24 protein-coding genes are annotated in these 26,254 nt (G+C 63.9%); 9 read left to right on the top strand and 15 right to left on the bottom strand.

Going from position 1 to position 26,254, the window contains the following annotated elements:
- Positions 1–146: 146 nt before the first annotated feature.
- The 14 genes from RBB39_RS15315 to RBB39_RS15250 form a co-directional block, all read right to left on the bottom strand.
- Positions 147–1,400, bottom strand: a complete 1,254-nt coding sequence (locus RBB39_RS15315) for an NAD(P)/FAD-dependent oxidoreductase (RefSeq protein ID WP_045993624.1) — start codon at positions 1,398–1,400, stop codon at positions 147–149.
- The gene (locus RBB39_RS15310) at positions 1,384–3,738 is read right to left on the bottom strand and encodes an MMPL family transporter (protein ID WP_253028994.1); all 2,355 of its coding nucleotides are present in this window, start codon (positions 3,736–3,738) and stop codon (positions 1,384–1,386) included. Before RBB39_RS15310 ends, RBB39_RS15315 begins: the two co-directional genes overlap by 17 nt.
- Complete coding sequence (locus RBB39_RS15305; protein ID WP_306169177.1) at positions 3,735–4,364, bottom strand: LolA-related protein; 630 nt, start codon at positions 4,362–4,364, stop codon at positions 3,735–3,737. The genes RBB39_RS15310 and RBB39_RS15305 overlap by 4 nt, the downstream gene beginning before the upstream one ends.
- Positions 4,361–4,801, bottom strand: coding sequence for a thioesterase family protein (locus RBB39_RS15300; protein WP_045993622.1), 441 nt, complete (start codon positions 4,799–4,801; stop codon positions 4,361–4,363). Before RBB39_RS15300 ends, RBB39_RS15305 begins: the two co-directional genes overlap by 4 nt.
- Positions 4,791–6,344: a histidine ammonia-lyase gene (gene hutH, locus RBB39_RS15295; protein ID WP_045993621.1), complete on the bottom strand. Its 1,554-nt coding sequence runs from the start codon at positions 6,342–6,344 to the stop codon at positions 4,791–4,793. Before hutH ends, RBB39_RS15300 begins: the two co-directional genes overlap by 11 nt.
- Positions 6,328–7,266, bottom strand: a complete 939-nt coding sequence (locus RBB39_RS15290) for a glycosyl transferase (protein WP_052704421.1) — start codon at positions 7,264–7,266, stop codon at positions 6,328–6,330. The genes hutH and RBB39_RS15290 overlap by 17 nt, the downstream gene beginning before the upstream one ends.
- Complete coding sequence (locus RBB39_RS15285) at positions 7,263–8,003, bottom strand: glycosyltransferase family 2 protein (protein ID WP_045993619.1); 741 nt, start codon at positions 8,001–8,003, stop codon at positions 7,263–7,265. Before RBB39_RS15285 ends, RBB39_RS15290 begins: the two co-directional genes overlap by 4 nt.
- Positions 7,996–9,768: an AMP-binding protein gene (locus RBB39_RS15280; RefSeq protein ID WP_253028995.1), complete on the bottom strand. Its 1,773-nt coding sequence runs from the start codon at positions 9,766–9,768 to the stop codon at positions 7,996–7,998. Before RBB39_RS15280 ends, RBB39_RS15285 begins: the two co-directional genes overlap by 8 nt.
- A complete protein-coding gene (locus RBB39_RS15275) occupies positions 9,765–10,298 on the bottom strand; it encodes a hypothetical protein (protein WP_239452578.1) in 534 nt (177 codons plus the stop codon). Before RBB39_RS15275 ends, RBB39_RS15280 begins: the two co-directional genes overlap by 4 nt.
- A gap of 17 nt (positions 10,299–10,315) precedes the next feature.
- The gene (locus RBB39_RS15270; RefSeq protein ID WP_083970492.1) at positions 10,316–10,579 is read right to left on the bottom strand and encodes an acyl carrier protein; all 264 of its coding nucleotides are present in this window, start codon (positions 10,577–10,579) and stop codon (positions 10,316–10,318) included.
- Positions 10,569–10,838, bottom strand: a complete 270-nt coding sequence (locus RBB39_RS15265) for a phosphopantetheine-binding protein (RefSeq protein ID WP_045993617.1) — start codon at positions 10,836–10,838, stop codon at positions 10,569–10,571. The genes RBB39_RS15270 and RBB39_RS15265 overlap by 11 nt, the downstream gene beginning before the upstream one ends.
- Complete coding sequence (locus tag RBB39_RS15260; protein WP_045993616.1) at positions 10,810–11,598, bottom strand: 1-acyl-sn-glycerol-3-phosphate acyltransferase; 789 nt, start codon at positions 11,596–11,598, stop codon at positions 10,810–10,812. The genes RBB39_RS15265 and RBB39_RS15260 overlap by 29 nt, the downstream gene beginning before the upstream one ends.
- Complete coding sequence (locus RBB39_RS15255; RefSeq protein WP_045993615.1) at positions 11,595–12,263, bottom strand: beta-ketoacyl synthase chain length factor; 669 nt, start codon at positions 12,261–12,263, stop codon at positions 11,595–11,597. The genes RBB39_RS15260 and RBB39_RS15255 overlap by 4 nt, the downstream gene beginning before the upstream one ends.
- A gap of 510 nt (positions 12,264–12,773) precedes the next feature.
- Positions 12,774–13,421, bottom strand: a complete 648-nt coding sequence (locus tag RBB39_RS15250; RefSeq protein WP_045993614.1) for a hypothetical protein — start codon at positions 13,419–13,421, stop codon at positions 12,774–12,776.
- 391 nt (positions 13,422–13,812) lie between these two features.
- Here RBB39_RS15250 and katE point away from each other — a divergent pair, with 391 nt between their 5' ends.
- From katE to RBB39_RS15215, 7 genes are all read left to right on the top strand, one after another.
- On the top strand, positions 13,813–15,963 hold the full coding sequence (katE, locus tag RBB39_RS15245) for a catalase HPII (RefSeq protein ID WP_045993613.1): 2,151 nt from the start codon (positions 13,813–13,815) through the stop codon (positions 15,961–15,963).
- Positions 15,964–16,414: 451 nt separating this feature from the next.
- On the top strand, positions 16,415–17,578 hold the full coding sequence (locus RBB39_RS15240) for a Fic family protein (protein ID WP_045993612.1): 1,164 nt from the start codon (positions 16,415–16,417) through the stop codon (positions 17,576–17,578).
- A 552-nt stretch (positions 17,579–18,130) separates the two neighbouring features.
- Complete coding sequence (locus RBB39_RS15235) at positions 18,131–18,916, top strand: IclR family transcriptional regulator (RefSeq protein ID WP_071211132.1); 786 nt, start codon at positions 18,131–18,133, stop codon at positions 18,914–18,916.
- Positions 18,917–19,144: 228 nt separating this feature from the next.
- Positions 19,145–20,104: a C-terminal binding protein gene (locus tag RBB39_RS15230; RefSeq protein ID WP_045993610.1), complete on the top strand. Its 960-nt coding sequence runs from the start codon at positions 19,145–19,147 to the stop codon at positions 20,102–20,104.
- 113 nt (positions 20,105–20,217) lie between these two features.
- Positions 20,218–21,183, top strand: a complete 966-nt coding sequence (locus RBB39_RS15225; protein WP_052704419.1) for a DctP family TRAP transporter solute-binding subunit — start codon at positions 20,218–20,220, stop codon at positions 21,181–21,183.
- Positions 21,184–21,275: 92 nt separating this feature from the next.
- A complete protein-coding gene (locus RBB39_RS15220; protein WP_045993609.1) occupies positions 21,276–21,770 on the top strand; it encodes a TRAP transporter small permease in 495 nt (164 codons plus the stop codon).
- A gap of 1 nt (position 21,771) precedes the next feature.
- Positions 21,772–23,055: a TRAP transporter large permease gene (locus tag RBB39_RS15215; RefSeq protein ID WP_045993608.1), complete on the top strand. Its 1,284-nt coding sequence runs from the start codon at positions 21,772–21,774 to the stop codon at positions 23,053–23,055.
- A gap of 77 nt (positions 23,056–23,132) precedes the next feature.
- Here RBB39_RS15215 and RBB39_RS15210 read toward each other — a convergent pair whose 3' ends face one another.
- Positions 23,133–23,759 carry a hypothetical protein gene (locus RBB39_RS15210; RefSeq protein ID WP_045993607.1) on the bottom strand — a complete coding sequence of 209 codons (627 nt, stop codon included), beginning with the start codon at positions 23,757–23,759 and terminating at the stop codon, positions 23,133–23,135.
- A gap of 553 nt (positions 23,760–24,312) precedes the next feature.
- Here RBB39_RS15210 and RBB39_RS15205 point away from each other — a divergent pair.
- Both RBB39_RS15205 and RBB39_RS15200 read left to right on the top strand, forming a co-directional pair.
- Positions 24,313–24,765: a helix-turn-helix domain-containing protein gene (locus RBB39_RS15205; RefSeq protein WP_045993606.1), complete on the top strand. Its 453-nt coding sequence runs from the start codon at positions 24,313–24,315 to the stop codon at positions 24,763–24,765.
- Positions 24,765–25,328: a PIN domain-containing protein gene (locus tag RBB39_RS15200; RefSeq protein WP_045993605.1), complete on the top strand. Its 564-nt coding sequence runs from the start codon at positions 24,765–24,767 to the stop codon at positions 25,326–25,328. The genes RBB39_RS15205 and RBB39_RS15200 overlap by 1 nt, the downstream gene beginning before the upstream one ends.
- The last annotated feature ends 926 nt before the right edge of the window (positions 25,329–26,254 follow it).

Below are 26,254 nucleotides of genomic sequence, written 5' to 3'. Positions count from 1 at the left end.
CGGCGCCACGCCTGGACCCAACCCGCAGGCGCCGAGCAGGCAGAGTATCACTAGCGCCGCGAAGGACCTGCCTGGCCCACGCAGCCTGGCCCAGGGGCTCGACCACCCGCCATTTGGCGGGTGGTGCGGGAGCGTAGAGCGCACCTTCACGGAGCGACGGCCTGGCTGTCCAGTTCGCAACGCTCGGCCAGGCTGGTGAGGCGTCGACGGCTGGCGGCGACAAAGGGGTTGTCGATGTCCCAGGCGTATCCCGCCAGCACCGAGGCGATCATCTGACGCACCCGGGGCTGTTGATCCGGATGGAAGATGACGCGTGGCAGGCGGCCGTCGTACCAGGCATCGACAAACTCGCGGAAGGTGGCGACACCACGGCGCAGCGGTGCTTCAAAGTCCTGCGCCCAGTCCACGGCCTCGCCGTCGAGCTGGTCTGCTACCAGTGGCGCCGCGCGCAGCGCCGAGTCCAGCGCGATGGTGACGCCGGAAGAGAACACCGGATCGAGAAACTCGCCGGCGTTGCCGAGGATCGCGAAGCCCGGCCCGTGCAGGCGGGTGATATCGGCGGAGTAACCGTCGATGCGCTGGACCTCGCGGGTGGCCGTCGCGTCCTTGAGCAGGCGAGCGTAGCGGGGCTCCTGACCCAGCATCGCCCACAGCCGCTGGTCGTCGCTGTCGCCGGCGCTCTCGAGCAACTCGGGACTGGCGACGACACCGACGGAGGCGCGCCCGTCACGGAAGGGGATCAGCCAGTACCACACGTCCGGGTGGGTCGGGTGGACGCCGATCAGAATCTTGTCGCGGTCATGCTCGGCGCGATCGATACGGTCTTCGACGTGGGTGAACAGCGCGCAGCGAGTGGCCAGGCTGGAGGGGCGGTCCAGCGCCTCCAGGCGTGCCAGCACGCGGCCATAGCCGCTGGCATCGAGGACGAAGCGGGCTTCGATGTCGAAGCACTTCCCGTCATCGTCGACACAGCTCAGTCGCGGCCTGAACGGATCGGCGCGAAAGTCGCTGACGCTGACGCCGAAGTCGACGCGCGCGCCCGCCGCCCTGGCACCCTCGATCAGGCGCTGGTCGAAGTCGTCACGGGGCACCTGCCAGGTGGTGCCGGGGCCATCGCTGAACTTGTCACGGAAATCGATGGCCGCGTAGTCGTCGCCCCGGCAAAAGGCGGCGCCGTTTTTCGGCTGGTAGCCACCGGCCTTGGCCGCCTCGAGCAGGCCGCAGCGCTCCAGGTGCACCATGCACTGGGGCAGCAGGCTTTCGCCGATGACGAAGCGCGGAAAGTGGGTGCGCTCCAGCACCCTGACCGAATAGCCCTTGCGCGCAAGCCAGGCCGCGGCCGCTGCGCCCGAGGGGCCGGCACCGATGATGGCGACGTCGGTATCAGGTCGATCTTCCATGGGATGAACTCTCCAGTTCTTGGGTGTCGCTTCCTGCGACACCCCGGTGGGCGGCCACGCCAGCGCGTTCCGTCGCGCCTCGGGCCAGGGGGACCAGGCACCAGGTGGCAACCAGTCCGATCAGGCAGGTCTGACCAAGAAAGTGCAGTGCCGGCGTGGCACTGAACGCCAACAGGCCGAACGCCAGCAGGCTGGACGCGCAGGACAGGCTGATCGCCAGCCATGCGCCCGGGTCTTGCGGGTGCTCGGTGCTGAAGATACCGGCGTCGAGTCCGATGCCGAGCACCAGCAAAAGACCCAGCAGGTGAAACAGGGTCAGGCCGGTGTGGCTCAGTGCGTAGAGACCCAGGGTGATGATCACTGCGCCCACCGGCGGCAGCAGCACCCGCCAGGCGTGGCGACGGTAGCGCAGGCCGAAGACGCCCACCAGCAGTGCCAGGGCGAGTGCCAGCCAGCGCACCAGCTCCTCGCTGAGCAAGGCGAGCTGCTGCGACAGCGCCGCGACCCGATCGCGATAGATCACGTCCGGTGACTCGGCGAGCTGCGTCAGCGCCTTCGATGCGGTGGCGTCCACCTCACCGATGGTGATCAGGGCGGCGGGGCGTTCGAGGCCATCGAGCCAGAGCGCACGGTCGGCTTCGCCGGCGCGGCTCGACAGCCAGGTCTGCGGGGACAGGAAGGGCACCTCGTGCAGAGGATCTTCAAGGCGCGGGATCAATGTCGAGGGCAAGCCGGCAGCCTTCAGCAGCTCCGGCAGGGCCGCGGCGTAGCGCTCGCGCACCCGTTCGAGGTTGTGCTCCTGGGTCTGCATCGACGGTACCGCCTGGGCCAGGTGGCGATGGGAGGACAGGTGGCCCTCCCGTTCGAGCCGGGACAGCGGCTCGTCAAGCTGTTCCAGGCGCTTCAGCAGGGCATCCGGGGTCTCGGCACTGACGATCAGGTAGCGGAAGCTGGCCGGGCGCTCGAGCAGCGTCTGTACCCGCTGCTGTTCGGCGATCAGCGCAGCCGGCGACGGATTGAGCTGGCGCAGGTCATGGCTGGTGGTACTCCGGGTCAGCGCCAGCGCGGCAGCCACAACCAGCACCAGCGCCAGGGCGGGATACACCCAGCGCTGGCCGCGGCCAAGACGCAGTCGATCGAGCCGCCTGGCGATGGTGGCGGTAGCCGGGTGGTGATAGAGCGGCAGCCGTGGCAGCCACAGACGCACGCTGAGCCAGGCGCCGAGCAGGCCGAGTGCGGTGAAGGTGGCCATCTGGCGCAGCCCCGGCAAGGGAGTCGCCAGTTGCACCAGGTAGGCGCATAGGCTCGAGGCCAGGCCTAGCGTCAGGCCCGGCCAGAACAAGCGCAGTGAGCGCCCCGGGTTGAGTTGGCGGGTGCATTGCAGATGCAGCGCGTAGTCCACCGACAGACCGATCAGGCTGGCGCCGAAGGCCAGGGTGATCAGGTTGAGCGAGCCGAAGATCAGCCAGGTCAGCGCGCTGGCAAACACCAGACCGGTGGCCACCGGCAACAGCAGCGTGGCGATCACCAGCGGGCGGCGGAACACCAGCGCGAGCAACGCCAGAATGCCGAACAGCGAACCCAGACCGATGGTGGCGATCTCGTGACTCGCCTGCCTGGCACCGGCGGCGGCATGGAATACCAGCCCGGCGCGCAGCAGGGTCAGCTCGGGATGCGCCTGGCCGAAGCGCTCCAGCACCGCACTCAGCTCTTGCTGCAGTGCCATGTCGTAGGGGCTGGCCGCCAGGGTTGCGCCGATCAGGCTCCACTCGGTCTTGTCGGTGACCACCCCGGGGCCGCCGGGGTGCCAGCTGACCGGGCCCTGGAAGCGCGCCTCGAGCCAGCCGTCGAGCAGGCCGAAGGGGTCGCGCTCGAGATCGGCGTCGACGCCTGGGGCGAACAGCCGTGACAGGCCGCGCTGGCGCCAGGCCTCGGCGTCTTGGCGGGCCAGCGAATCGGTCAGCAGGCGATAGCGATAGGGGGTCAGGGTCTGATCCGGGCGCGGCGGCGACTGGCTATCCAGGCTTGCGATGATGCCGCTGGCCGTCAGCGCCTGGCGAAGCTCGTTGACCGCCTCCACGGGGGCGGCGTGCGGCGTCGCGTCGCTCGCGACCAGCAACAAGAAGCGGCGCTCGAAGGTGGACGCAAGACTGTCATCGGCGCGGGCGATCAACTCGCCCTGCTGATGTTCGGGCAGCAGGGCGGTGATGCGGGTATCCAGTGGCGCACCGCGCAGCACTTGCACGGCCAGCAGCACGATACAGGCCAGCAGCACCAGTCCCCAGCCGCGACTCGCCAGCAGCGCGCCGCGGGCTGAATCAGTGCCCCCGAGACTCATGCGCCGGGGGCTCCGGTCAGGGCGTCACAGGGCAGCGGCGACAACTCGAGGCGCAGACGATCGCCGTCGGTGAAGCTGACCTGAAGGTGCTCGACCTGCTCGGCGCCGTCCAGTTCGATCCCTTGCAGATGCTCGGCGATGGCCCTGTCCAGGGGCGCAAGTTGTGCCTGCCAGTCATCGAGGTTGCCGCCAAGGCGCACGCTGAAATGCCCTTCAAGGCTCGCCCAGTTGCCGTCGAACAGTCCCGTCAGAACGGGTAGCAGGGCCTTGAGCCCCGGTGGCAGTTCGGGGTTGTCGGCGGACAGCACGACCCGATCCTCGATCGGGCTCAGGGTCTGCCACACCAGCCCAGAGGGCTCGCGACGAAAGTAGCCGGCGCTGGGCAGTTCGGTCTGCAGGTCCGCCATCCAGCGGTTCTGCTCGAAACTCACGCAGGCCGGCTGATGCTGCTCCAGTTGCCGGCTCAACTGCGGCAGACTCGGTACCGTGCCGGTGGAGGCAACAGCAGCCGTTGCCAGCATCGGCAGCACCAGCAGGATGCCCGCCAGGGCGCCCCTCAAGGCTCGGCTTTTCCCGTGAGCCCAGCGAGGCCGGTGTGAACGGTGGTGCGTGGAGCTGTGGTTCATGGTTGCGCCTCCTGCCAGGCGATCAGCCGCTCGATCAGCGCAGGTGGCGAGGCCAGGCGCATCTCGCCATCGTCCAGCCCCACCGCGACCTGGACCGACCAGGCGCGGGTCAGGCGCTTGCGGCTCTCGGCGCAGCGGATGGTGTAGTCGATCTTGAGGCGGTTTTCCCATTCGCTCAGGCGAGCCTCGATGGCCAGGCGCTGGGCGAAACGAGCGGGCGCGGCGTAGCGCAGGCGCAGATCGATGATCGGCCAGGCGAAGCCCGATGCGCGCATCTGCAGGTAGTTGTAGTCGATGGCGTCGAGCAACCGGCAGCGGGCGATCTCGAGATAGCGCACGTAGTGGCCGTGCCAGGCCACCTCCATCATGTCGACGTCGTGAAAGGGCACCTCGAGCTCCACCTCGGCTCGGGGTAGCGGGCGATCGTCAGGCGTCATAGAACCTCCAGTGACGGCGGCGTATCAGGCCACAGAGGTGGTTGAGGTCGCTGTCCATGGCGCGGTCCTCGGCCAGGGGGGCGACGTCGCGGCGCACGCTGTCGACGAAGGCCGCCAGGCGCTCGGGAACGGCGCCGGCGTCGTTCAGTCGGCTGCGCAGTTCGACGCCCTGCACCGCGGCGTGCAGGGTCGCGGCAGCCACCTGCTCGACCAGGGTCAGCACGCGCAGGGCATCGCGCGCGGCGATGGTGCCCATGCTGACCTTGTCCTGGTTGTGGCACTCGGTGGAGCGCGAGAAGACGCTGGCCGGCATGGTCAGCTTGAGCGCCTCGGCGGTCCAGGCGGAGGCGCCGATCTGTACCGCCTTGTAACCATGATTGAGCGCGAGGCGCTCGGCACTGGCGCCGCTCAGGTTGCTCGGCAGGCCATGGTTGTAGCGGCTGTCCACCAATAGAGCCAACTGCCGGTCGAGCAGGTCGGCCAGATTGGCGGCGGCCTGCTTCAGACTGTCCATGACAAAAGCCACGTGGCCACCGTAGAAGTGGCCGCCGTGCATCACCTTGCCGGCCTCGGCATCGATCAAGGGGTTGTCATTGGCGCTGTTGAGTTCATTGGTCAGGAACTGTCGCCACCAGGGCAGGGCGTCTTCGACCACGCCGATCACGTGGGGCGCGCAGCGGGTCGAGTAGCGATCCTGCAGTCTGGGTGAGTTACGCGGGGTACGCGGTGCATGCAGGTCCTGGCGCAGCCTGGCGGCCACCTGCTGCTGTCCCGGGTGCGGCTTGGCGGCGAACAGTTCGGCATCGAAGTGGTAGGGGTTGCCGTCCAGCGCCTGCACCGACAGCGCGGTGATGCGAGTCGACAGTTGTGCCAGGTAGGCGCAACGGGCGAAGGCCAGGCAGCCCAGCGCGGTCATCACCGCAGTGCCATTCATCAGCGCCAGGCCTTCCTTGGGCTTCAGTCGATAGGGGAGCAGGCCGCGCTCGGCCAGGGCCTCGGCGGCCGGACGGCGGGTACCATTGTCGATGACCTCGCGCTCACCGCACAGCACCGCGGCCAGATAGGACAGCGGCGTCAGGTCACCGCTGGCGCCGACCGAGCCTTCCTCGGGAATCACCGGCAGCACGTCGTGCTCGAGTAGCCAGGCCAGCCGCTCGAGCAGCTCGAAGCTGACCCCGGACACCCCCTGGCACAGCGATACCAGGCGCACCAGCACCACCGCCCGGGCTGCCTCGATGTCGAGGATCTGGCCCATGCCGCAGCCATGGAAGGTGTACAGCTGGCGGGGCAGGTCGTCGATGTCCTGGTGGGCCACCGGTCGGGTACAGGCGTCGCCGTAGCCGGTGGTGACGCCGTAGACCACGCCGTCTTCTTTAAGCAGGCGCGCGAGAAAGCGCTGGCCGCGCTCGATGCGCGTGCGAAACTCGGGAGCTGGCGACAGCGCGACGCTTCGGCGGCGCAGGGCCACATCGAGTACGTCCTCCAGGCTCAGGGCGCCGCCATCGAGGATCAAGGGGGCGGTCGGCTCAGCGGGGTGGGTCATGGTCAGTCGTCTCGTCGGCGATCCAGAAAGGAAAGAAGTTGAACCACTGCAACGGGTGGCGCTGGACGCGCCAGGCCAGGTCGGCGCAATGGCGTTGCATGGCCTCGGCGATCCAGGCGCTGCGGCCACGGCGCCCCAGCCGCGAGGTGTCGTCGATCAGGTCGAAGTCGACCACAAAGCCGTCGCCATCACGCACACAGGCAAGCCGGTAGAGCCGACAGCGCAGCAGGCTGGCGAGCAGGAAGGGGCCCTCGGGAAAGGGCGCCGGTGCACCGAGAAACTCGAGCGCACGGGTGCGGCCCTGGCGCAAGGGAATGCGATCGGCAGCGATGACCACGAAGCCTCCGGCGCGGATGCGTGCGTCCAGGCGCTGGGCGCTGGACGGTGAAATCTCGCTGACCTCGAGAATCTCGGGGCGACGGCGGCCGGTGGCGCGCTCCAGCAGTTCGTTGAACTTGCGCGCGTTGCGGGTGTGCATGATCACCGTCAGGTCCAGCGAGGGGTGGCGTTCGCTGAGGGCGTTGACGATGTCCAGGTTGCCGTGGTGGGCGACCAGAATCAGGCCCCCCTGGCCGCCGTCCACGGCCTGGGCGAAGTGCTGTACACCGTCGCCGGACAGCCGCGAGGGGGGATACTCGCCGTTCCAGGCGGCCACCTTGTCCATCAGCGATCGACCAAAGCTCAGAAAGTGACGAAAGCTACGCGCCCGCAGCCGCAGTGGCTGTCGTTCGAGCGCCGGATCGAGCCGTGTCAGGTAGTCCTGGGAGGCGCGCCGGGCGGTGCGGTGGGACAGGTAGTACCACAGGATCACCGGCCACAGCAGTAGCTGGAAGGGCCAGTCGCCGAAGCGTCTCAGCCAGACCATGAACAGCATCCCCGAGAGGGTGCCGCGCTCGCCGATGGCGGCCCAGTGGCGGTTCATGGCTGCCTCCGATGGCGCCACAGCAGACCGGGCAGGCGGGGCCACATGGCCACGAACAGGCGGGCGTGCATGGCGCTGATCTGGGCGTTGTCGCGCCACAGGGCGAAGTGGCTGACTCCTTGCTCGGGGTAGTGCACCCGTACCGGCAGGTTGGTGAGTTCGCCCCCAGCCCAGTACCAGCGCACCAGCACCTCGGTGTCGAAGGTCATGCGATCACCACAGGGGTGCCGACGCAGCAGGCCATTGACGGCAGCCAGGGGGTAGAGACGTACCCCGCACATGGAGTCGCGAATCCGCCGCGACAGGGTGTTGATCCAGACCCACACATGGGTGGCGTAGCGGCCGTACAGCCGGGCCCTGGGCACGCTGTCATCATAGCGGGCGTAGCCGACCAGCAGACGATGGGGCGTCTGGTGCATGGCATCGATGAAGGCTGGCAGGTCGTCCGGGTGGTGCTGGCCATCGGCGTCGACCTGCAATGCGTGGCTGTAGCCCAGCCGCTCGGCCTCGAGCAGCCCACTGCGCACCGCCGCGCCCTTGCCACGATTGCGCTGGTGGGTCACCAGCGCGTGGCCCGCGTTGGCCAGACGCTCGAGCTCCCGGCGACAGGACGGATCACTGCCGTCGTCCACCAGGATCACCGGCAGGCCCAGATCGACGAGCCGCCCGACCACTCCGGCCACACTGTCGGGGTGGTTGTAGACCGGTACCACGGCGCAGGGGCGGGGCTCAGTCATGGCGCGCCTCCAGCCGGACCCTGCCGCCGGCGTGGCGACCCTTCGGCGAGTCGAACGAGAAAGCGATGCCATCGGTACGACGCTTGAGCGTCAACGTCAGGCGTTGGCCGGGACGCAGGACCTTCTGGAACTTCAGCCGGTCGACGCCGCGAAAGGCGCAAAGCGCCGGAAACCGCTCACGCGCGTGGTGGATGGCCCACTGCACCAGTACCACCCCGGGAACCAGCGCGAAGCCCTCGAAGTGGCCTTCCAGATAGCGCAGACGCTCGGGTACCTCGAGGGTGATGCGCTGCTCGTCGTCGACGTCCACTGCGCCCAGCCAGCGCGGCAGACGATCGTCGTCGAGGTCATCGAAGAAGCGACGCAGGGTAGCGTGATCGTGCTTGCCCTGGGGATTGAGTGGAAGCGACTCGACGAAGCGCCAGTAGCGCGGAATCGCCGACGGCTCGTGTTCGCTGGCGAGGTGCTCGCGCAGGGTCGAGATCAGCCTTCTTCGGGGCTCATGCTGCTGGGGTAGCGCATCGCCGGCCACGGCCAGCACCACGCCGAGCCTTCCGTCGCGCAAGTCGAGATCCACGCAGCGGGCGTCATCGACAACCTCGTGCTGGCACAGACGTTGTTCCAGCGCCGTCAGCGAAACACGCTTGCCGCCGATCTTGGCCAGTCGGTCGCGGCGCCCCAGCAGGCGAAAGCCCTCGCCCTGGCGCTCGACCCGATCGGCCTGGTCCCACCACTGCTCCGGCCGGGCCAGGAAGGGCGAGCGCAATCGCAGGGAGCTGTCATTCAGGTCCAGCTCGACCCCGGGGAACGGGGTCCAGAGATCACCGCTCGACTGCCGACGATGGGCGATGCCGCCGGTCTCGGTGCTGCCGTAGATCTCGATCACCGGGCTATCCAGCAGACGCTCGCAGCGCATGGCGTCGTCCCTGGACAGCGGCGCTCCGGAGCACAGTACCCGGGCAATGCGCTGGTGGTGCAGGGCCAGGTGCTGCGGCAGCCGCGACAGTTGCGCGGGGCTCGCGACCAGGCAGGCGTCCAGCCCGACCGAGGTTGCCTCGCTGACCCGTTGGCCCATCACCTCGGGGAAGCGGCTGTCGTCGCCACAGAAGGGGGCGCCGTGACACAGCGGCGCTAGAATACCGGCGAGCAGGCCGTAGATATGCTGGTGACTAACCTGACAGACCACGGCTGTCTGTGCTAGCGGCCACAGTGCGGCGTGACGCTCGAGCTCTTCGTCGAGTTGGCGAAAGCACTTGGGCTCGAGGCTTGGTTGGCCGGTGGAACCCGAGGTGCACAGCACCACCGCCTCTTTTTCCGCCGCCTCTCTGTCAGCCATCACCGCCGTTGCACCGGCAGGGTTCCGATCAGCTTCCCACTGTGCGGTGGCGAGGGGTTCCTGGGCAGGTAGATCCTGGGTGTCTTCCGGCGATGGCTCGGCGGGGAGTCGGCCGACGACCAGCGGCATCAGTCGCGCCAGAGTGGCGGGACGATCATCGCCGGGAAGCAGCGCGCTTTGTCCGCTTTCCCAGAGTGCCAGCAAGGCTGCAGTAAAAGTGATCGGGTCTGGGTCGAGCAGCAGCCAGCGACCGTGCGGGCGAGGGGCGAGCCAGGCGAGCCAGGCGTCGATTCGCCGGCCAAGATCCCGGGAATGGCACCAGCGGGAGGGCAGGTGCCGAGCGTCCGGCCAGGCCTGTCGCCAGGGGCGATCTGCCAGACACAGATAGCCGTCACGGGTTGTCGGGGCGCCGATGATGGGGCGTGTCATGAGGAGGAGCTCCGCAACCGGCGACGGCACAGCCATTCGCCGGTAAACATCAGGGCGATCAGGCCATAGCTGATAACGCCGTTGTACAGGGTCCAGACGTCCAGGTCCGCAAAGGCCGCCGTCCAGGCAGCGATACCGCCATTGATCAGGAAGAACAGGCACCAGGCCTGGGTGACGCGCCTGGTATAGCGCACCCCGGCGGGGGGCAGGTCGGGCTCCTTGAGACGCGCCAGGCGTTCGATCACCGGCATGCCTCGCCACAGGCTGGCGGCGAAGGACGCCAGCAGTACCGCATTGACGGCCACCGGGTAGCCACGCATGCCAAGCTCGGCATCGACGGCAAGCCCCACCGCCAGCAGCGCCAGAGCGGCAAGGATCGCCAGGCCGCGTGCCTGGGGCAGGCGCCAGGCGATCAGCCCGCAGCCAATCAGCAGCAGTGGCCAGGGCCCCAGGGTGCCCCGCAGCCACCACACCGACAGCGGCCAGCTCAACGACAACGCGGTGGCAAGCACCACGGCGGTAGTGGACACCGTGCGCAAGACCGGGCTCAGTCGCGCATCAGCTGATCGACGGCGTTGACCACATCATCGATGCTGCGCACCGACTTGAAGGCCTCGGGATCGATGCGCCGACCGGTGAACTGCTTGAGTTCGACCACCAGATCGACGGCGTCGATGCTGTCGATGTCGAGGTCTTCGTAAAGACGGGCCTCCAGGGTTACCTCGGCAGGAGAGACTTCGAACAGCTCGACCAGGGTACGTTGCACGTGGGTGAGAATCTGTTCACGGCTGATGGCGGCTTCAGTTGACACGGCGTTCCTCCACCAGTGCTTGCAGCGCCGCCAGGCTGGCGAAGTGGCGGCGAGTATCCTCGGCCTCGGCGTCAAGGGTGACGCCGTATCGCTTCTGCAGCGCCAGGCCCAGTTCGAGGGCATCGATGGAGTCGAGCCCGAGGCCCTCGCCGAACAGCGGCGCATGGTCGTCGATGTCTTCGGGGGTGACATCCTCGAGTTCGAGGGTGTCGATGATCATGTGCTTCAAATCAAGCGACAGCGGTACGCTTTGGTTCATGGTGGAGGCGCTCCAGTTCCCTGTTGAAGTAGTGGCTCAGTTCCCGCGTCAGTTGTCGGGCTTGCTGGCTGGTCGGTTGGTTTGACGCCGGCTCTGGCGGCAGGTCGTCGAGTATGTGCAGGTCCATCTGAACCTTGCGCCGGGGGATGTGATACCAGGGCTCACCCTTGGTCAGGGTGGTGGGCGAGCATTTGATCAGCACCGGGGTGATGGCGCTGCCGGTGCGCAGGGCGATGTTCGCCCCGCCACGGCGAAACTTGATCGGACGACCGGGCGTGGTGCGTGTGCCCTCGGGAAACAGGATCAACGAATTGCCCCGGGCAAGGCTGTCCCGCGCGGCCTCGAGCAGTGCCTGGGGATCGCGGTTGGTGATATAGCCGGCGACACCGATCGGCCCGCGGGTGAAGGGGTTGGTGGCGAGCCGGCCCTTGACGATGCAGTCGGCGTTGGGGGTATAGGCCAGCAGGAACACCACATCGATCAACGACGGATGGTTGGCCAGAATCAAACGGCCGCCACGGGCGAGTCGCCCACGACCTTCCAGGCGATAGTCGAGTACCCCGAGGCCCTTCATCAGCGCAATGAAGGCGCGAAAGACCCGCTGGATCAGACGCCTGGCCAGGCGTTGGCGACGCACCGGGTCGCGCATCCCCAGTTGCAGCAGTGGTGCCACCACCAGGCCGATGATCAAGCCGCCAATGCCGAAGGCAGTGAAGGACAGGAAGGTGCCGATGCCGCGCCGCCACTGGTCCAGCGTCATGCTTCCTCCAGGCGCCAGCCCGGGGCGGCGGCGAGACGTGGACTGCAGCCACCAAGCCAGTCGATGACGTCGAGCGGCGTCGGTGCCGCCCCTGGCGTGGCGTCCTCGGCTACCAGCGCCCGGCCCTGGGTCAGTGACAGTCGCAGGCCCACCGCGCAGGCGTGCCCCGGGTGCGGCGTGCAGTCGATATAGTCGCCGGGAAGCGTCCCTTCGCTGAACACAATGACCACCGCTTCATGGCCCTCGGCCAGGTAGCCACGGGCTTCCCACAGCAAGGCGTTGAACTCGTTGCCGCTGGCGCCGAGCGCCTGTAGAGGGCGGTAGTGATGGTTGGCGATGGCGTGGACGCCCAGGGTGGCGTTGTGCACTGACATCGAAAACCGAGTAGGCGAGAGCGGTTCCTGATTCGCCAGAGCCTTCAGCATCGACAGAGTAAAGTTGGCGTCGCCGTGGCGGGATGCGTGGATCAAGGGACAACGCGCCTCGGGATCGAGCCCTGCAAGAATATCGCAGGTGGCCCGACCGGCATTGTCCAGTCGGCGTCGTAGCATGGCCGGTAGCGAGACTCCCGGCTTGTCTGAGGGCAGTAGTCGGGCATCCTTCGTCGCGTTTTCTTCGCGGAGAGGATCCCAACCAAGCCATTCACTTAGGCGTAGTTGTTCCATGCTTAAAATCCGCCTGAGCGAAAAGGTAAATTTTACCGCTAAATCTGCACCTATCCAAGCACGTTAATTATCAGTATTACGTCGAAAAAGGGGTGTTTGGTCGCGTTTTTTTCTGATTGGCGCACATGTCGATAGGCGCGCGGTGTAAGCAAGGTTGGGCTCGATAAGGCCTTTCAAGGAAAGTTGCTCCGGAAAGTACCGAGATCAGACACCAAAGCCACATCAAACAGGGCATAAAGCCACATCAAACAGGGCATTAAGATGCGACATATGTGGGGCGACATGGTGGCGTGTTTCATTGCTGTCCAGATCACTGCGGTTGCATGTGGTACAGGAGGCCTCGGTGGAAGTCCGTCGGCGCTATTCGGGGTGCGAGCTGCTGCAAAGGCACAACCTGACTTTCTTGTCGAACCAGAATGGGCCACCGAGGCGGCCCGTTTTTGTCCGTGTACGTCAATGCCGAGCGAGTGGCCGGGCATCGGCGCAGCGAGGCTGACGGCTCGTGCCTGATCAGGGCGTCGCCTTCTGGGCGATGGCCTGGCGATAGCTTTCAAGCGTCAGCTGATTGCTGGTCGCCCAATCGCTGTCGACCACCATCTGCATGCGATCCTTCAAGTGGGCGTGGATCGGTTCCAGCTGTCGTGCGTCGGAAAAGGTGAACTCGGTCTCGATATCGGTGTTCAGGGCGATAGCCCAGAAGCCCGGCTTGACCCAGGTCCAGAAGCGGGTCACACCGATATCCACGGTGGTCACGTCGTCGCTGGCGTCGGCGCTGTTGACTACATTCCAGCCTGCGTCCTCGAAGCCTTCGCTGGCGTAGACGCGCACCAGCTCCGTGATGGTCTTGTCTTCCGGCAGCAGCACGTCCCCGAGCGCCTTGCCGTAGCCATTGCGCTTGCGTCCGATGGCCCGGGACTTGAGCTCGTCCGTTGCCGCCTCGGCGCCTTCGAACCCCAGCGACGGAATGTCGGCGGAGCGAGGAGCTTCCTCGAACTGCCGCTGATCGGTGACGTTGCGTATGTACAGGCTGGGGCCCGGATTTGCCTGAGTTACCGTCGCGGTGTCGGGCGCTTGTACGTCCACGGTGCTGCGGCTGGTGGCGCATCCCTGCAGAAGGGCGGCCGCCATGATGATGGCGGCCAGCATGATCTTTTTCATCTAGGTTCCCTGAGTCTCTTGATATCTATTGAAATTTTCGTTGGCAGCATAGCGATCTGTGCCGAAGCGAAAAATATCAGGACTGGCTAAAAAAATGCAGCGGACTCAGGCCGAAGCCGGCTCGTAAGACAACGTAATGCAGGTGTGTGATTGTAATTATCTAAGTTTTGTTAATATCTTGTACATGTTTTATGTATTTGATTTATAGGTTTTTTTGGTCTTAGGTAGGTGGTGGGTGCTGTTGCAGGGTTTGTGAGAGGTATCTCGATTGCCTATAAGGGAGTAGCCCATTCGGCGGAGCGCCTGGCTACAGGTGCCAGCCCGACCGATGACAGTCCACGCCTGGTGGCGTGGAAGGCTCATTTCCCGAGCAAACAACGGAGTGTTTGTCATGGCGAAGAATCCGTACACCCAACCGAATCGAGACGAGGCTCATGACACTGAGCGTCGTACCGACGCCAACAGCAAGTCCGACAATCTCGAGACCTACCGCAGTGATGCGACCGGGCATGACCTGCGTACCAACCAGGGCACCCGGATCGCGGACAACCACAATTCGCTGAAGGCCGGCGAGCGCGGCCCGACGCTGATGGAAGACTTCATCTTCCGCGAGAAGATGAATCACTTCGATCACGAGCGCATTCCCGAGCGTATCGTCCATGCCCGCGGTGCGGCGGCCCACGGCTACTTTCAGCCCTATGAGGCGGCGGCAAGGTACTCCAAGGCGGGACTGTTTCAGGATACCGGCAAGAAGACGCCGGTATTCGTGCGCTTTTCCACCGTGCAGGGCGGCCGCGGCTCCAATGACACCGTGCGCGACGTGCGCGGCTTTGCCACCAAGTTCTACACCGATGAGGGTAACTGGGACCTGGTGGGCAACAACATGCCGGTGTTCTTCATTCAGGACGCGATGAAGTTTCCCGACCTCGTGCACGCGGTGAAGCCCGAGCCCCACAACGAGATTCCCCAGGGACAGTCGGCCCACGACACCTTCTGGGACTTCGTCTCGCTGATGCCCGAGAGCGCCCATATGGTGCTGTGGACCATGTCCGACCGGGCCTTCCCGCGGCACTACCGCTATATGGAAGGCTTCGGCGTCCACACCTTCCGGCTGATCGATCGACAAGGCAAGGCCCGCTTCGTCAAGTTCCACTGGAAGCCGCTGGCGGGCACCCACTCGCTGATCTGGGACGAGGCCCAGAAGCTGTGGGGTCGTGATCCGGACTTCAACCGCCGCGAGATGTGGGGAGACATCGAGAATGGCGATGCCCTGGAGTGGGAGCTCGGCATTCAGGTGGTCGAGGAAGAAGACGAGTATGCCTTCGACTTCGATATCCTCGATCCGACCAAGCTGATTCCCGAGGAGCAGGTGCCGGTGACTCCCATCGGCAAAATGGTGCTGGATCGCAACCCGGACAACTACTTTGCCGAGACCGAGCAGGTCGCCTTCAACCCCGGCAATGTAGTGCCCGGCATCGACTTCAGCAACGATCCGCTGCTTCAGGGGCGCCTGTTCTCTTATCTGGATACCCAGATGCTGCGCCTGGGTGGCCCGAACTTCCATGAGATCCCGATCAACCAGCCGGTGTGCCCGTTCCACAATCACCAGCGCGACGCTCCGCACCGTCAGACCATCAACAAGGGCCAGGTTTCCTACGAACCCAACTCGATCGAGGATGGCTGGCCCCGGGAGACCCCGCCGGCGGAAGAAAACGGCGGTTTCGAGAGCTATCAGGAGCGCATCGATGCCCACAAGGTCAGGGCGCGCAGCGAGTCTTTCGGCGACCACTACTCCCAGGCCAGGTTGTTCTGGCATAGCCAGAGTGACGTCGAGAAAGAGCACATCATCGCCGCTTACGCCTTCGAGTTGTCCAAGGTCGAGCGTCCGTGGATCCGTGAGCGGGTGATCAAGGAGATCCTGCCCAATATCGACATGGAGCTCGCGCGACGGGTGGGCGAGGTGCATGGTGTCAAGCCGCCGGAGCATCCGCCGGCACCCTCGGAAGAGTTGGGCACCACGTCGCTGGACGCCTCCTCGGCGCTTAGTTTGATGCATCGCGGTCAGCCGGATATTCGCTATCGCAAGGTGGCGATCCTGGCCGCCGACGGGGTCGACGGTGACCAGGTGGAAGCGCTGCAGAAGCGCCTGGAAGCCGAGGGGGCCCAGGGGCTCATCATCGCGCCGTCGATGGCGCCGGTGGCGACCGTTCAAGGCGGCACCCTGACCCCGGATGCCATGCTCAACGGACTGCCGTCGGTGACTCTGGACGCCGTGGCGGTGGCCCCTGGCGATGACAGTGTCAAGGCGCTGGCGGGTTCCGGCCTGGGGCTTTACTACGTGCAGGAGGCCTACAAGCACCTCAAGCCGATCGCTGCACTCGGCGACGGTGCCAATGTGCTGCAGGCGGCTGGCATCGAGGTGCCGGAAGACGGCGTGTTCTCGGCGCAGACCGTGGACGATCTCTACGCCGATTTCCAGGAGGCGATTCGTGGCCACCGGGTCTGGTCGCGCGACGCCAAGGCCAACGACATGCCGGCCTGAGGTCCGGCGATGGCAGACCCCTTTGAACTGGCGGTCAGCACAGCAGCCCCCGAGGAGACTCGGGGGCTTTTTTTGGGTTCATCGCATTTTGCCGGGAAATGCGGCGCGGATCTTCAGGAAGAAGTACGCCGTGTCGCGTTATCCATAGGCCATCCGCCGATCGGACCTGATCCACAGCTTGCTGTTGGGGCTATTGGCCGGTCTTACCCATGCCCTGTATTCGTGGACGGCACGCCGCCTCATGCAGCGGGGCATCGCTCCCCGGGCCGCCATGAGGGCCACCTTTGACCACCTTTGGATTGGGTGGCCTGATCTGAAACCTGTCCTCATGGTCGCCGAGGCCTTATGACTCCCAGACTTGCCAGCTGAGCCGAAACCAATCATTATTCGGCTCACAATGCGAGTCGAATATCGTTGTCATTCGGCTCCTCCGCCTTCTTGGAGGCCTGGCATGACCGATCACGCCTCGACATGGATCTGGCAGCATCCTGACTGGCCGAACTTCACCTGGCACGCGGCCGAGATTCAGCCGCGGGTCCAGGCATGCTGGAGGGATCTCGGCATCTTGCTGGGACGCTCGTGGGCTCTGACATCCGCGGATGACCAGGACGCTGAGGCAAGAGCCGCCCTGGATACGCTACTGCAGAGCATCGTTACCTCTTCGGCCATCGAGGGAGAGCGTCTGAACGTGGTGTCAGTTCGCTCTTCCTTGGCCCGACGCCTTGGTGTGGAGGAGCCGGAGGGGGCTACCTCACCACGTGCTGAAGGCCTGGCGGAGTTGATGCTGGATGCCACCTTCAAGCCTGACACGCCGCTGGACACCACCAGGCTGTTTCAGTGGCATCGGTGGTTGTTCCCTGATGCTGACGCGGGGCTTACGACGTTAAGGCCCGGGCAGTGGCGCGGAGTGGAGCCCATGCAGGTGGTCTCGGGTCGCCTCGATCGACCCAAGGTGCATTTCGAAGCGCCGCCGCGAGAGGGGTTGGAACTTGAGGTTGATCAGTTCCTCACTTGGTTCGCGTCCAGCCGTCATGACCCCGAGTTGGATCCCCTGGTTCGAGCGGGCCTGGCACACTTCTGGTTTGTAACACTGCATCCATTTGAAGACGGCAATGGTCGGATTGCCCGGGCTATCGCTGATCGCGCCTTGGCGCAGGCGGATCAGCAGAGTATCCGCCTGTATGCCATGTCGGCTGCCATCCTGGAGCGCCGCGCTGACTATTATCGGCGCCTGGAAGCGAACCAGTGTGGCACGCCTGACCTGACGGCCTGGCTTGTCTGGTTCCTGGAGACGCTGGATGCCACCTTGTTGGATGTCCTGGGGAAGGTCGATAGGACGTTGGCCAAGGCCCGTTTCTGGCAGCACTTCAGGGCAGCCGGCCTGTTGCCTGAGCAGGTGAAGGTGTTGAACCGCCTGCTGGATGGCGGTGAGAGAGGCTTCGAACACGGCATCAGTGCGTCGCAGTACCAGAAAGCCGCCAAGGTCAGTAAGGCAACTGCCACCCGTCATCTCGCTGGGCTGGTCGAGAAGGGTTGCTTGGTGAAGCTTCCAGGAGGTGGCCGCAGCACGCGCTATCAGGTACCGGAACGGTTTCATCAGGACAGCGGGGAGTAGGTGTCCGCTGTAATGACACGAGGAGAAGGAGTGCCGAGCCATACTGCTGAGCCCCGCGGTTGCGGGTAACGGTAGGACGGGGTGCCGCCCTCTCGACCTCGGTAAGGCTCGTTGTCGACAGCTAGCTTGGCCTTTCCCCAATAGCGATAATAACTCGTTGAGACCGCCATATTTTTTCTTCGGCTCCGCTCAAGCGGACCACTGGTGACCCTGAGTTCAAGCACCAGCCGGTGTAAGCGTCACCTGGATGAAAGGTGCAGGAGTAAAGACGGTTCCCTCAAGCTAAATAAATTGCCTGAAGTGCGCATCATTGCCCGAGCTGATATCGACCTTGGTTGAGTCATCAGGAGATGTCTTGCAGGAGATGTCGGCGATGACGTACTGATCGGTGAGACGTTGTTTTTTCTGCCACCGCCACTTTCACGAAGTTGGCGGTTTTTTGTTGCTTTTTCCGTTAGTTACTTATTCAAGTGACTCACTATGTGGCGGATTGGTTGACTATTTGACCGTGTATGGGGCCTTGCCTTGAATGGGATGAATCAAGGAGGCGCCATGGATGAACTGATTCCCCCAAAAGACCGCTCCGGCACCCAGACCCTGAGTCGAGGGCTCGAAGTGCTGCAGTGCGTCGGGCGTGGTATTTCCACGATCAAGGCGCTGTCCCAGGCGATGCAGCTCCCTCGCAGTACGGTGGCCCGTTCCCTGTCCTGCCTGGTCAGAGACGGCTACCTGCACAAGGTGCCCTACAAGGGCTACTACCTCGGGGCGAAGTTGATCGAGCTGGGCGAACGGGCGGCGGAGCAGCAGCCCCTGGTCGATATTGCCAGGCCGTACCTGGAGGCGCTGGCCGAGCAGACGCGGGATACCGTGCACTTCGGGGTGCTCGACGGTGGCGATGTGCTCTACCTGTGCAAGTTGCCGGGCAAGCGGACTCTTGAGATGCGCTCGCGCACCGGAGGGCGCATGCCGGCGCTGGCCACTGCCCTGGGCAAGGCAATGCTGGCATCGAAGGATCCCTCCAGCTGGCCCGCCTACTATGCCGCCGTGCAGCGGGTAGCCAGGCCTCGCGAGGATGCTCCTGCACTCAAGTCATTCGCGGAGGTCCGTCGCGATCTGAAGGAAGCCGACGTGCGCGGCTGGAGCTTCGACTGGGAAGAAAACGAGTACGGCATCCGCTGTGTCTCGGCACCGGTCAAGAATCATGTCGATAACGCCGTGGCCGCCGTCAGTGTCACCAGTGTCATCAGCTTTATGCCGAGAGACCGCATGGCAGCCTTGGGCCCCCAGGTCAAACGCACCGCCGACACCATCTCGCGGGCCCTTCGTGGTGAAAGTTAGCAAGCAGCATCGCGTCCATGCGCGGTCGCGCGTGGCGCTCTGTACCTGGCAGCCACCGCCCACACTGGAGCGTGAGATGGACGTATTGGTCGATACCGGCCCCTGCAGCGCCGGGGATGACATGAATGGACCACCGATGATGCTGGCATCACCTGTCTCTGACGATGTCAGAGAGGCCGTTCCGCCTGTGGACAGTGGTTGCCTGGGATCTTGAAAAGGACACCTGCCATGAACATTGTCTTCTCCGATCTGGATCACGCCGATCATGACATCGAGCAGGACATCCTGGCTTCCGCCGGATTCGACGCACCGATGCTGGCCTGTCGCACCGAGCAGGATCTGGTCGATCAGCTTACTGACGTGGACATCGCGCTCAACCAGTACGCCCCCTTCACCCGTCGGGTGCTCGAGGCACTGCCACGACTCAAGCTGATCGTGCGCTACGGTGTCGGCGTCAATAACGTGGACCTCGAGGCGGCCACCGCCGCCGGGGTGCAGGTATGCAACGTACCCGACTACGGCATGAACGAGGTCTCCGACCATGCCCTGGCGCTGACGCTGGCGCTCACGCGCAAGCTGGTGCCGATGAACCTTGCCTGTCACCAGGGTCGCTGGGACTACGTCGAGGCCATTCCATTGCGGCGACAGTCGACTCAGACGGTGGGTCTGATCGGCCTGGGACGGATTGGTCGACTGTACGCTCGGAAAGTCAACGCCCTCGGTTTCCGTGTCATCGGCTACGACGCCTTCTACCGCCCCAGTGCCGAGGATGGCACCGACTATATCGAAGCCGTCGAACTCGATTCGCTCTACGGCCGGGCCGACGTGGTGGCGGTGTTCTGCCCGCTGACGGAGGACACCCGTCACCTGATCGACGCAGGGGCACTGGCCGCGATGAAGCCCGGGGTCTTTCTGGTCAACACCTCACGGGGCGGGATCGTCGACGAGGTGGCACTGGCCGAGGCGCTCGCCTCCGGTCACGTCGCCGGGGCAGGCCTCGACACCACCGAACGGGAGCCGCTGGAACCCGATAGCCCGTTGTGGGCCCAGCCAAGCTGTCTGATCACACCGCACATGGCCTGGTATTCCGAGGACGCGGCTGCCGAGCTCAAACGCAAGGTGGCCGAGGAGGCGGTGCGCTTTGCCAGAGGGGAGGCGGTTTACTGGGCCGTCAATCGGCTCGCGTGACGAACCCTCGAGAAGCGGATGCAGGATCGCTGTGACGACGGGCGCCTTGGTGCCCGTGCTCTTCAATGCCAACAACACCAACAAAGAAAGACCTCATGCCAAGACTCTCCAGAATGAAGCTGTCCCTGATCGCCGCGGCACTGGCGATGACCCCGGCGCTGTCCCAGGCCGAAACGCTGCGCATGTCCAGCGTGACCTCGACCTCGGCCAAGGACGCCAGTGTCGAGTTCAAGCGACTGGTTGAAGAGCGGACCGACGGCGAGCTCGAGATCACGCTGTTCCCGGATAACCAGCTAGGCGATGACAGGGTGGTGGTGGAAAGCACCATCTTCGGTGATATCGACATCGGTATCTCCTCGACCAGTCCGATGGCCACGCTGTTTGCGGACCTGTACGTGTTCGATGCTCCCTTCCTGTTTCTGTCGACGGAGGCCACCTACAGTGCCCTGGACGGTGAGGTCGGCGACAAGCTCCTCGAGTCGCTGGAAAGCAAGGGCCTCAAGGGGCTGGCGTTCTGGGAGAACGGTTTTCGCAACTTCACCGACAGCGGCAAGGTGGTGGCCGAGCCGGCAGATCTGGACGGCATGAAGGTGCGGACCATGGAGAATGAGGTCCATCTGGCGGCCTGGCGCGCCTACGGTGCGAATCCGACACCGATGGCCTTCACCGAGCTGTTTACCGCGCTGCAGCAGGGGACCGTGGACGCCCAGGAAAACCCGTTGGGCATCATCGACGGCAATCGCTTCCAGGAAGTGCAGGACCACGTGTCGCTGACCCAGCACGTCTATACGCCTTACCTGGTGTTCATGAACCTCGACAGATACAACGCCCTCGACGACTCCCTGCGTGAGGCGCTCGACGCCACCATCGATGAGATGACGACCTACCAGCGCGAGCGCTCCCAGCAGCTGGAAGGCGAGATCCTCGACAAGTTTGCCGATCAGGGGGTGACGGTGACCGAGATTACCCCGGAGCAGAAGGAACTGTGGCGTGATGCCGCCGTCGAGGCCGACATCTACTCGCTGGTCAAATCGAAGATGGAGCATCCCGAGTACCTCGACGAGCTGTTGAAGCCATGACCCGATGAGGCCAGAAGGCGCCCGCCGCACGCGGGCGCTTCGCTGTAGCCTTGCCGACTTCTGTCATCACCCCGCTGCCAGGGAGAGAGCGGATGAAACTTGTGAGATGGCTCGATGAGTACGCGGAGATCTCGATCTGCGTGGCGCTGATGTCCGCGATGACGCTATTGCTCGCGGTGCAGGTGTTCATGCGATACATCATGGGCGCGTCGCTGTCCTGGTCCGAAGAGCTCGCGCGCTACTTCTTTATCTGGTTGATTTATCTTGGGATCAGCTACGGCGCCCGGGAAATGCGGCATATCAAGATCGACGCGGCACTCAAGCTGTTCCCGCGCTCGGCGCGTCACTGGGTGGTCATCCTGGGGGACCTGCTGTTTCTGGCCTTCGCGCTTTATGTGGTCTGGACCAGCTGGGCGGTCATAGAGCGCCAGCTGATGCTCGGCCAGGCCTCCCCGGCTATCGGTGTTCCCATGTGGGTGGTCTACGCGGCGCCTTTCGTCGGCTTTGCGCTGACCACCCTGCGCCAGGTGCAGAGCATTCGCTGGCGGCTTGCGCATCCCGACGCCGTACACGACAAGGAGGTGTGAGATGACCGCGACGGTATTGTTCTTGAGCCTGGTCGTGTTGTTGATCCTGAACGTCCCTGTGGGCATCGCCATCGGTCTGTCCTGTGTGGTGACCATCCTGTCCTTCGGCACCCTGTCAGAGCTCTATGTGGCCCAGACTCTGGTGTCGGCCACCGACAGCTTTCCGATCATGGCCATACCGCTATTTATTCTGGCCGGCGACCTGATGGGGGCCGGCGGCGTGTCGCGGCGGATTCTCGGGGTGGCCTCCGCCTTCTTTGGTCGCTTCACCGGGGGTCTTGCCATCGTCACCGTGGTGGTGTGCATGTTCTTTGCCGCGGTATCGGGCTCGGGCCCGGCCACGGTCGCAGCGGTGGGGTCCATGGTGGTGCCGACCATGCTCGAGGCCGGCTATTCGAAGTCCTTCGTGCTGGCGCTGGTGGCGGCGGCCGGGAGTATCGGCGTGATCATTCCGCCTTCGATCCCGATGGTGCTGTACGGGGTCTCCACCGGCACCTCTATCTCCAACATGTTCCTCGGCGGTGTCCTGCCGGGGCTGTTGATTGGTCTGGTGCTGATCACCTACGCCTACTTCTATTCCCGCAAGATGGGCTGGAAGGGCGATGATACCCCCTTCGATGGGCGCAAGACCCTGTGCCTGGTATGGGAGGCCAAGTGGGCGCTGCTCAATCCGGTAATCATCCTGGGGGGCATCTATGCGGGCATCTTCACTCCCACCGAGGCGGCGGCAGTGGCGGCGGTGTACGCCTTTGTCTGTGGGGTGTTCATCCATCGCGAGCTGTCGCCCCGGGATATCTTCAAGACCATCGCAGGGTCCTGCGCCACCACCGGCACGGTGATGGTGATCCTGGGCTGCGCCTCGACCTTCGCCCGCATCCTGACCATCGAGCAGATCCCGGTGGCGATCGCCGACTTCATGCTGCAGTTCTCGTCGAGCCCTGCGGTGTTGCTGCTGGTCATCCTGGTAATGCTGCTGCTGGTGGGCTGCGTCATGGATACCACACCGGCGATTCTGGTGCTGTCACCGATTCTCTATCCGGTGGCGACCTCCATGGGTATCGATCCAGTGCACTTCGGCATCGTCATGGTGGTCAGCCTGGCCATCGGCTTCATCACGCCACCGCTGGGGATCAATCTGTTCGTGGCCTCGCGCATCGGCAATGCCTCGCTTGGCACCGTGATCAAGGGCATCGTGCCCTTCGTGATCGTGATGATCCTGACCTTGCTGGTGATCGCCTACGTACCGCAGCTGTCGCTGGTATTGCTGTCGGTGTTCAACGGCTAGTCGCCGCTGGCGGGAGATGAAGGAGCAGCCTTGCCCTGGGGCATCTTCAGGCCCAGGGCAAGGTGCTGTCTGGAGCCTCAGCGGTCCAGATAGTTGCGATAGATACGCGCCATGCGCTTGCGGTCGCGGTAGCCCCTGAGTTGTTGCGTTTCCAGGTGGTGGGGGCGCGCCTGTCCGTTGTCGTCGAACACAAAGGAGCGGCTGGCCCCCATGATGCCGGGGGCGGAGCTGTAGATGTACAGGACCAGCAACTCGAGCACGTAGTCGCTGTCTTCACCCTCACACAGGGTGTTGTCTTCGTCCTCGATGTCGGCGGCGCGTGCCCGGCGCACCAGACTATCGATTTCGCCGGCATCCAGGTGAGCGTTGGATGGCAGCGGACCCTGCAGCGTCCCCCTGGCGATGGAGGTGGGGGTATCGCCGTTTTCGTCGGTATCCACCTCCGACACGGTGCAGCGGCGTATTCCGCACTTCTCGTGCAGCCACACCTGGACGGTCTCGATATGGATGCCCTCGGCGCTCATGTTGCTGATCAGGCAGCGGCCCTGGGTGGACAAGCCCATCACCTGATTGATGACCACCTTGGGGCGCCGCTGGCGACGGAAGCCGGCGTAGAGCAACTGAGCGTAGAAGATCCAGACCGCCAAAGTGCCGAGGCTGGTCATGAATTGCAGAAAGGTACCGTGGCTGGAGATCCATTCCATGGGAGAGGTCCTTGTCGGTTAGGGGAGGGCGAGATCGAATCCGCTAACTCTGCATTGTGTGGCGTGGGCTCGATTGTGCAATAACGAGTGTTAAGTAGGAGTGTATCAGTGACGGCTGAGTTGTACGGCGGGGCGGGTGCCGAGACTCAGGTTTCGATGCCGGTGGTGAACAGCACCAGGCCTGGGTTCGCGTGATCCCCGGCCGGTGTTCCAACCCTCAAGCCCCGCGGCGGACAGCCCATTCAGCAGCAGTCAGATGGAGAGCTTGTTGGCCTTCAGCACCTTGCTTGCCGGTAGCCGGAACATCCCGCGAGCCGGACAGGTACTTCCGGCCCTGGCCCACCAGTTGGTCGATGAAAGGCTTCTGTACGTCCATGTGTTCGGGCCCTGCCATGGTGTTCACTCTTGCTAATTTCCTGGCTGGCACACAGTGCCGCATAGGCAGTCACGTTGTTTCGAATATTGCGAGTTTTGTTTATTTCGAATAACCTGGCAAGCAACGATAGAACACAAGGCGGCAGCCAGCGCTAGCGGGCTGCGTGGAGGCCCAGTCATGAACAGCGCCAGCCAAGATAGCGTGCCCGGCAACTTCGAGCTCACCCGCCTGGCCAGGGCCAGCGCCACCGAGCTCAGTCAGCTGCTTCGCGAGCGGCCCAAGAACGACCGGGCGCATATCAAGCTGGATGGGGCCGACCTGGTGCTCCCCCGCCAAGCGCTGGTGCTGCTGCGTGACCTGCTGACCGAGATGGCCCAGGGCAATGCCGTGACCATCCTTCCCACCCATGCCGAGGTGACGACCCAGGAAGCCGCCAACATGCTCAATGTCTCGCGGCCCCACCTGGTCAAGCTGGTGGAAGAGGGCGCGATTCCCTTTACCCGGGTGGGCACCCATCGCCGAATTCGCCTGCAGGACCTGTTGGCTTACAAGCGCCAGCAGGAGGAGACCTCCGAGGCCGCTCTGCAGGAGTTGGCCGACCAGGCTCAGGAGCTGGACATGGGCTACTGATGCGTTTCGTAGTCGTCTACGACGCCTGCGTGCTCTATCCCGCGCCTCTGCGGGACCTATTGATGCGCTTGGCCACTTCGGGGCTGTTCGCCGCACGCTGGACAGAACAGATCCATGACGAGTGGACGCGCAACCTGCTCAAGAAGCGTCCCGAACTGGCGGAGGCGTTGCCGCGAACCGTCGCACTCATGAATCAAGCGGTGCCGGATTCCCTGGTCACCGGGCATGAGCCGTTGATCCCGGCACTTGAGCTCCCCGACCCTGACGACCGTCACGTGCTGGCTGCGGCCATTTGCGCTGGAGCCCAGTTCATCGTCACCTTCAATCTGAGGGATTTTTCCGCCGATACCCTGGCCGGTTTCGGGATCGAGGCCGTCCATCCCGACACCTTTCTGGAGCAGCAGTTCGAGTCGAATGAGGGGCTAATGGTCAGGACCGCGCGCCGTCACCGCGCCAGCCTGCGCAAGCCGCCGAAAAGTGCCGAGGAGTACCTCAGCACCTTGGCAGCCTGTGGCCTGATCGTGACAGCGGAGCGTCTGCGAGAATTTATCGACGTCCTTTAACGGCTTGTATAACGACCTGGCGTTCCCGATCAGCCAACCATGTCATCAAGGTCAGCTATGGGAGATGTGGGCGAGAGCGTATGCGTAACATCTTTGCTATCCCACAAGATCTCCATTCCTATCCGCCCCCTGCCAACGACTCATCACAGACTCTTCGACCATTTTCGATATATCAACCATGCCCCGACTAAAGAAATCATGCCTAAGGCCATCAACATAGGGTCTACTGAAGCTCCCCATGACCGAGTGCTTTCGCCTCCCCAACTAGAAGTAGGAGAGCTGCCTCCTGGGCTAAATGACTGGGCGATCAGCAAACCCCCTAGCCCGGTAAGCAGCAATATGTGTAGCCGCTTCGAAAGAGCAACCTTTCTTAGCTTGCCCATATTGAGTCTCCCTCATCGGAATTTAAGCGCTTCATGTTTCATCCTCGTGGCTAAAAAAGATAAGTCTAGGATCGGCCGTGATGGGAGGCCTTTTTCTGTGTTGTCTATGACGTGTACGAGTGCTGCCTATATCTTGTCGTCGAAGCTGGCCAAGCGGGGGGTGGTGGCCGAGACACTAGGTGTGGCCAAGCCATTGAGTCGACAAAAACCTCTCTAGAATGGGCTTTCCTCTGTTGTAACCGTGTGACCTTAGCTTCTATTGTTAGGGGAATGTGAAGTTATATAGGAAAAGGAGCACATAGAGAAGAAGGGGTAGGCGGTTTTCCAGGTTACGTGGTCAGAGCCTCGGGAATCTGCATGCTAGAGCGGTTTGCTGTTACCTTGGGCCGTGGTCACGTCTGGGCATTTTTGAGTCACAGCTCCCGAGTGACTAGCTCAGTCGACCATCAAGAGCTGTGCCCCACAAAACGTAGAGTATGGATAATCAGACCAAAAAATTTGTCGGGAGGGCATCAGTAGGGATTCGCTCCTCATGCTGGGGTG

The organism is Halomonas sp. MMSF_3323, from assembly GCF_030733595.1.
GTDB lineage: Bacteria > Pseudomonadota > Gammaproteobacteria > Pseudomonadales > Halomonadaceae > Halomonas > Halomonas litopenaei.
This window is presented reverse-complemented; position numbering and strand designations above follow the sequence as displayed.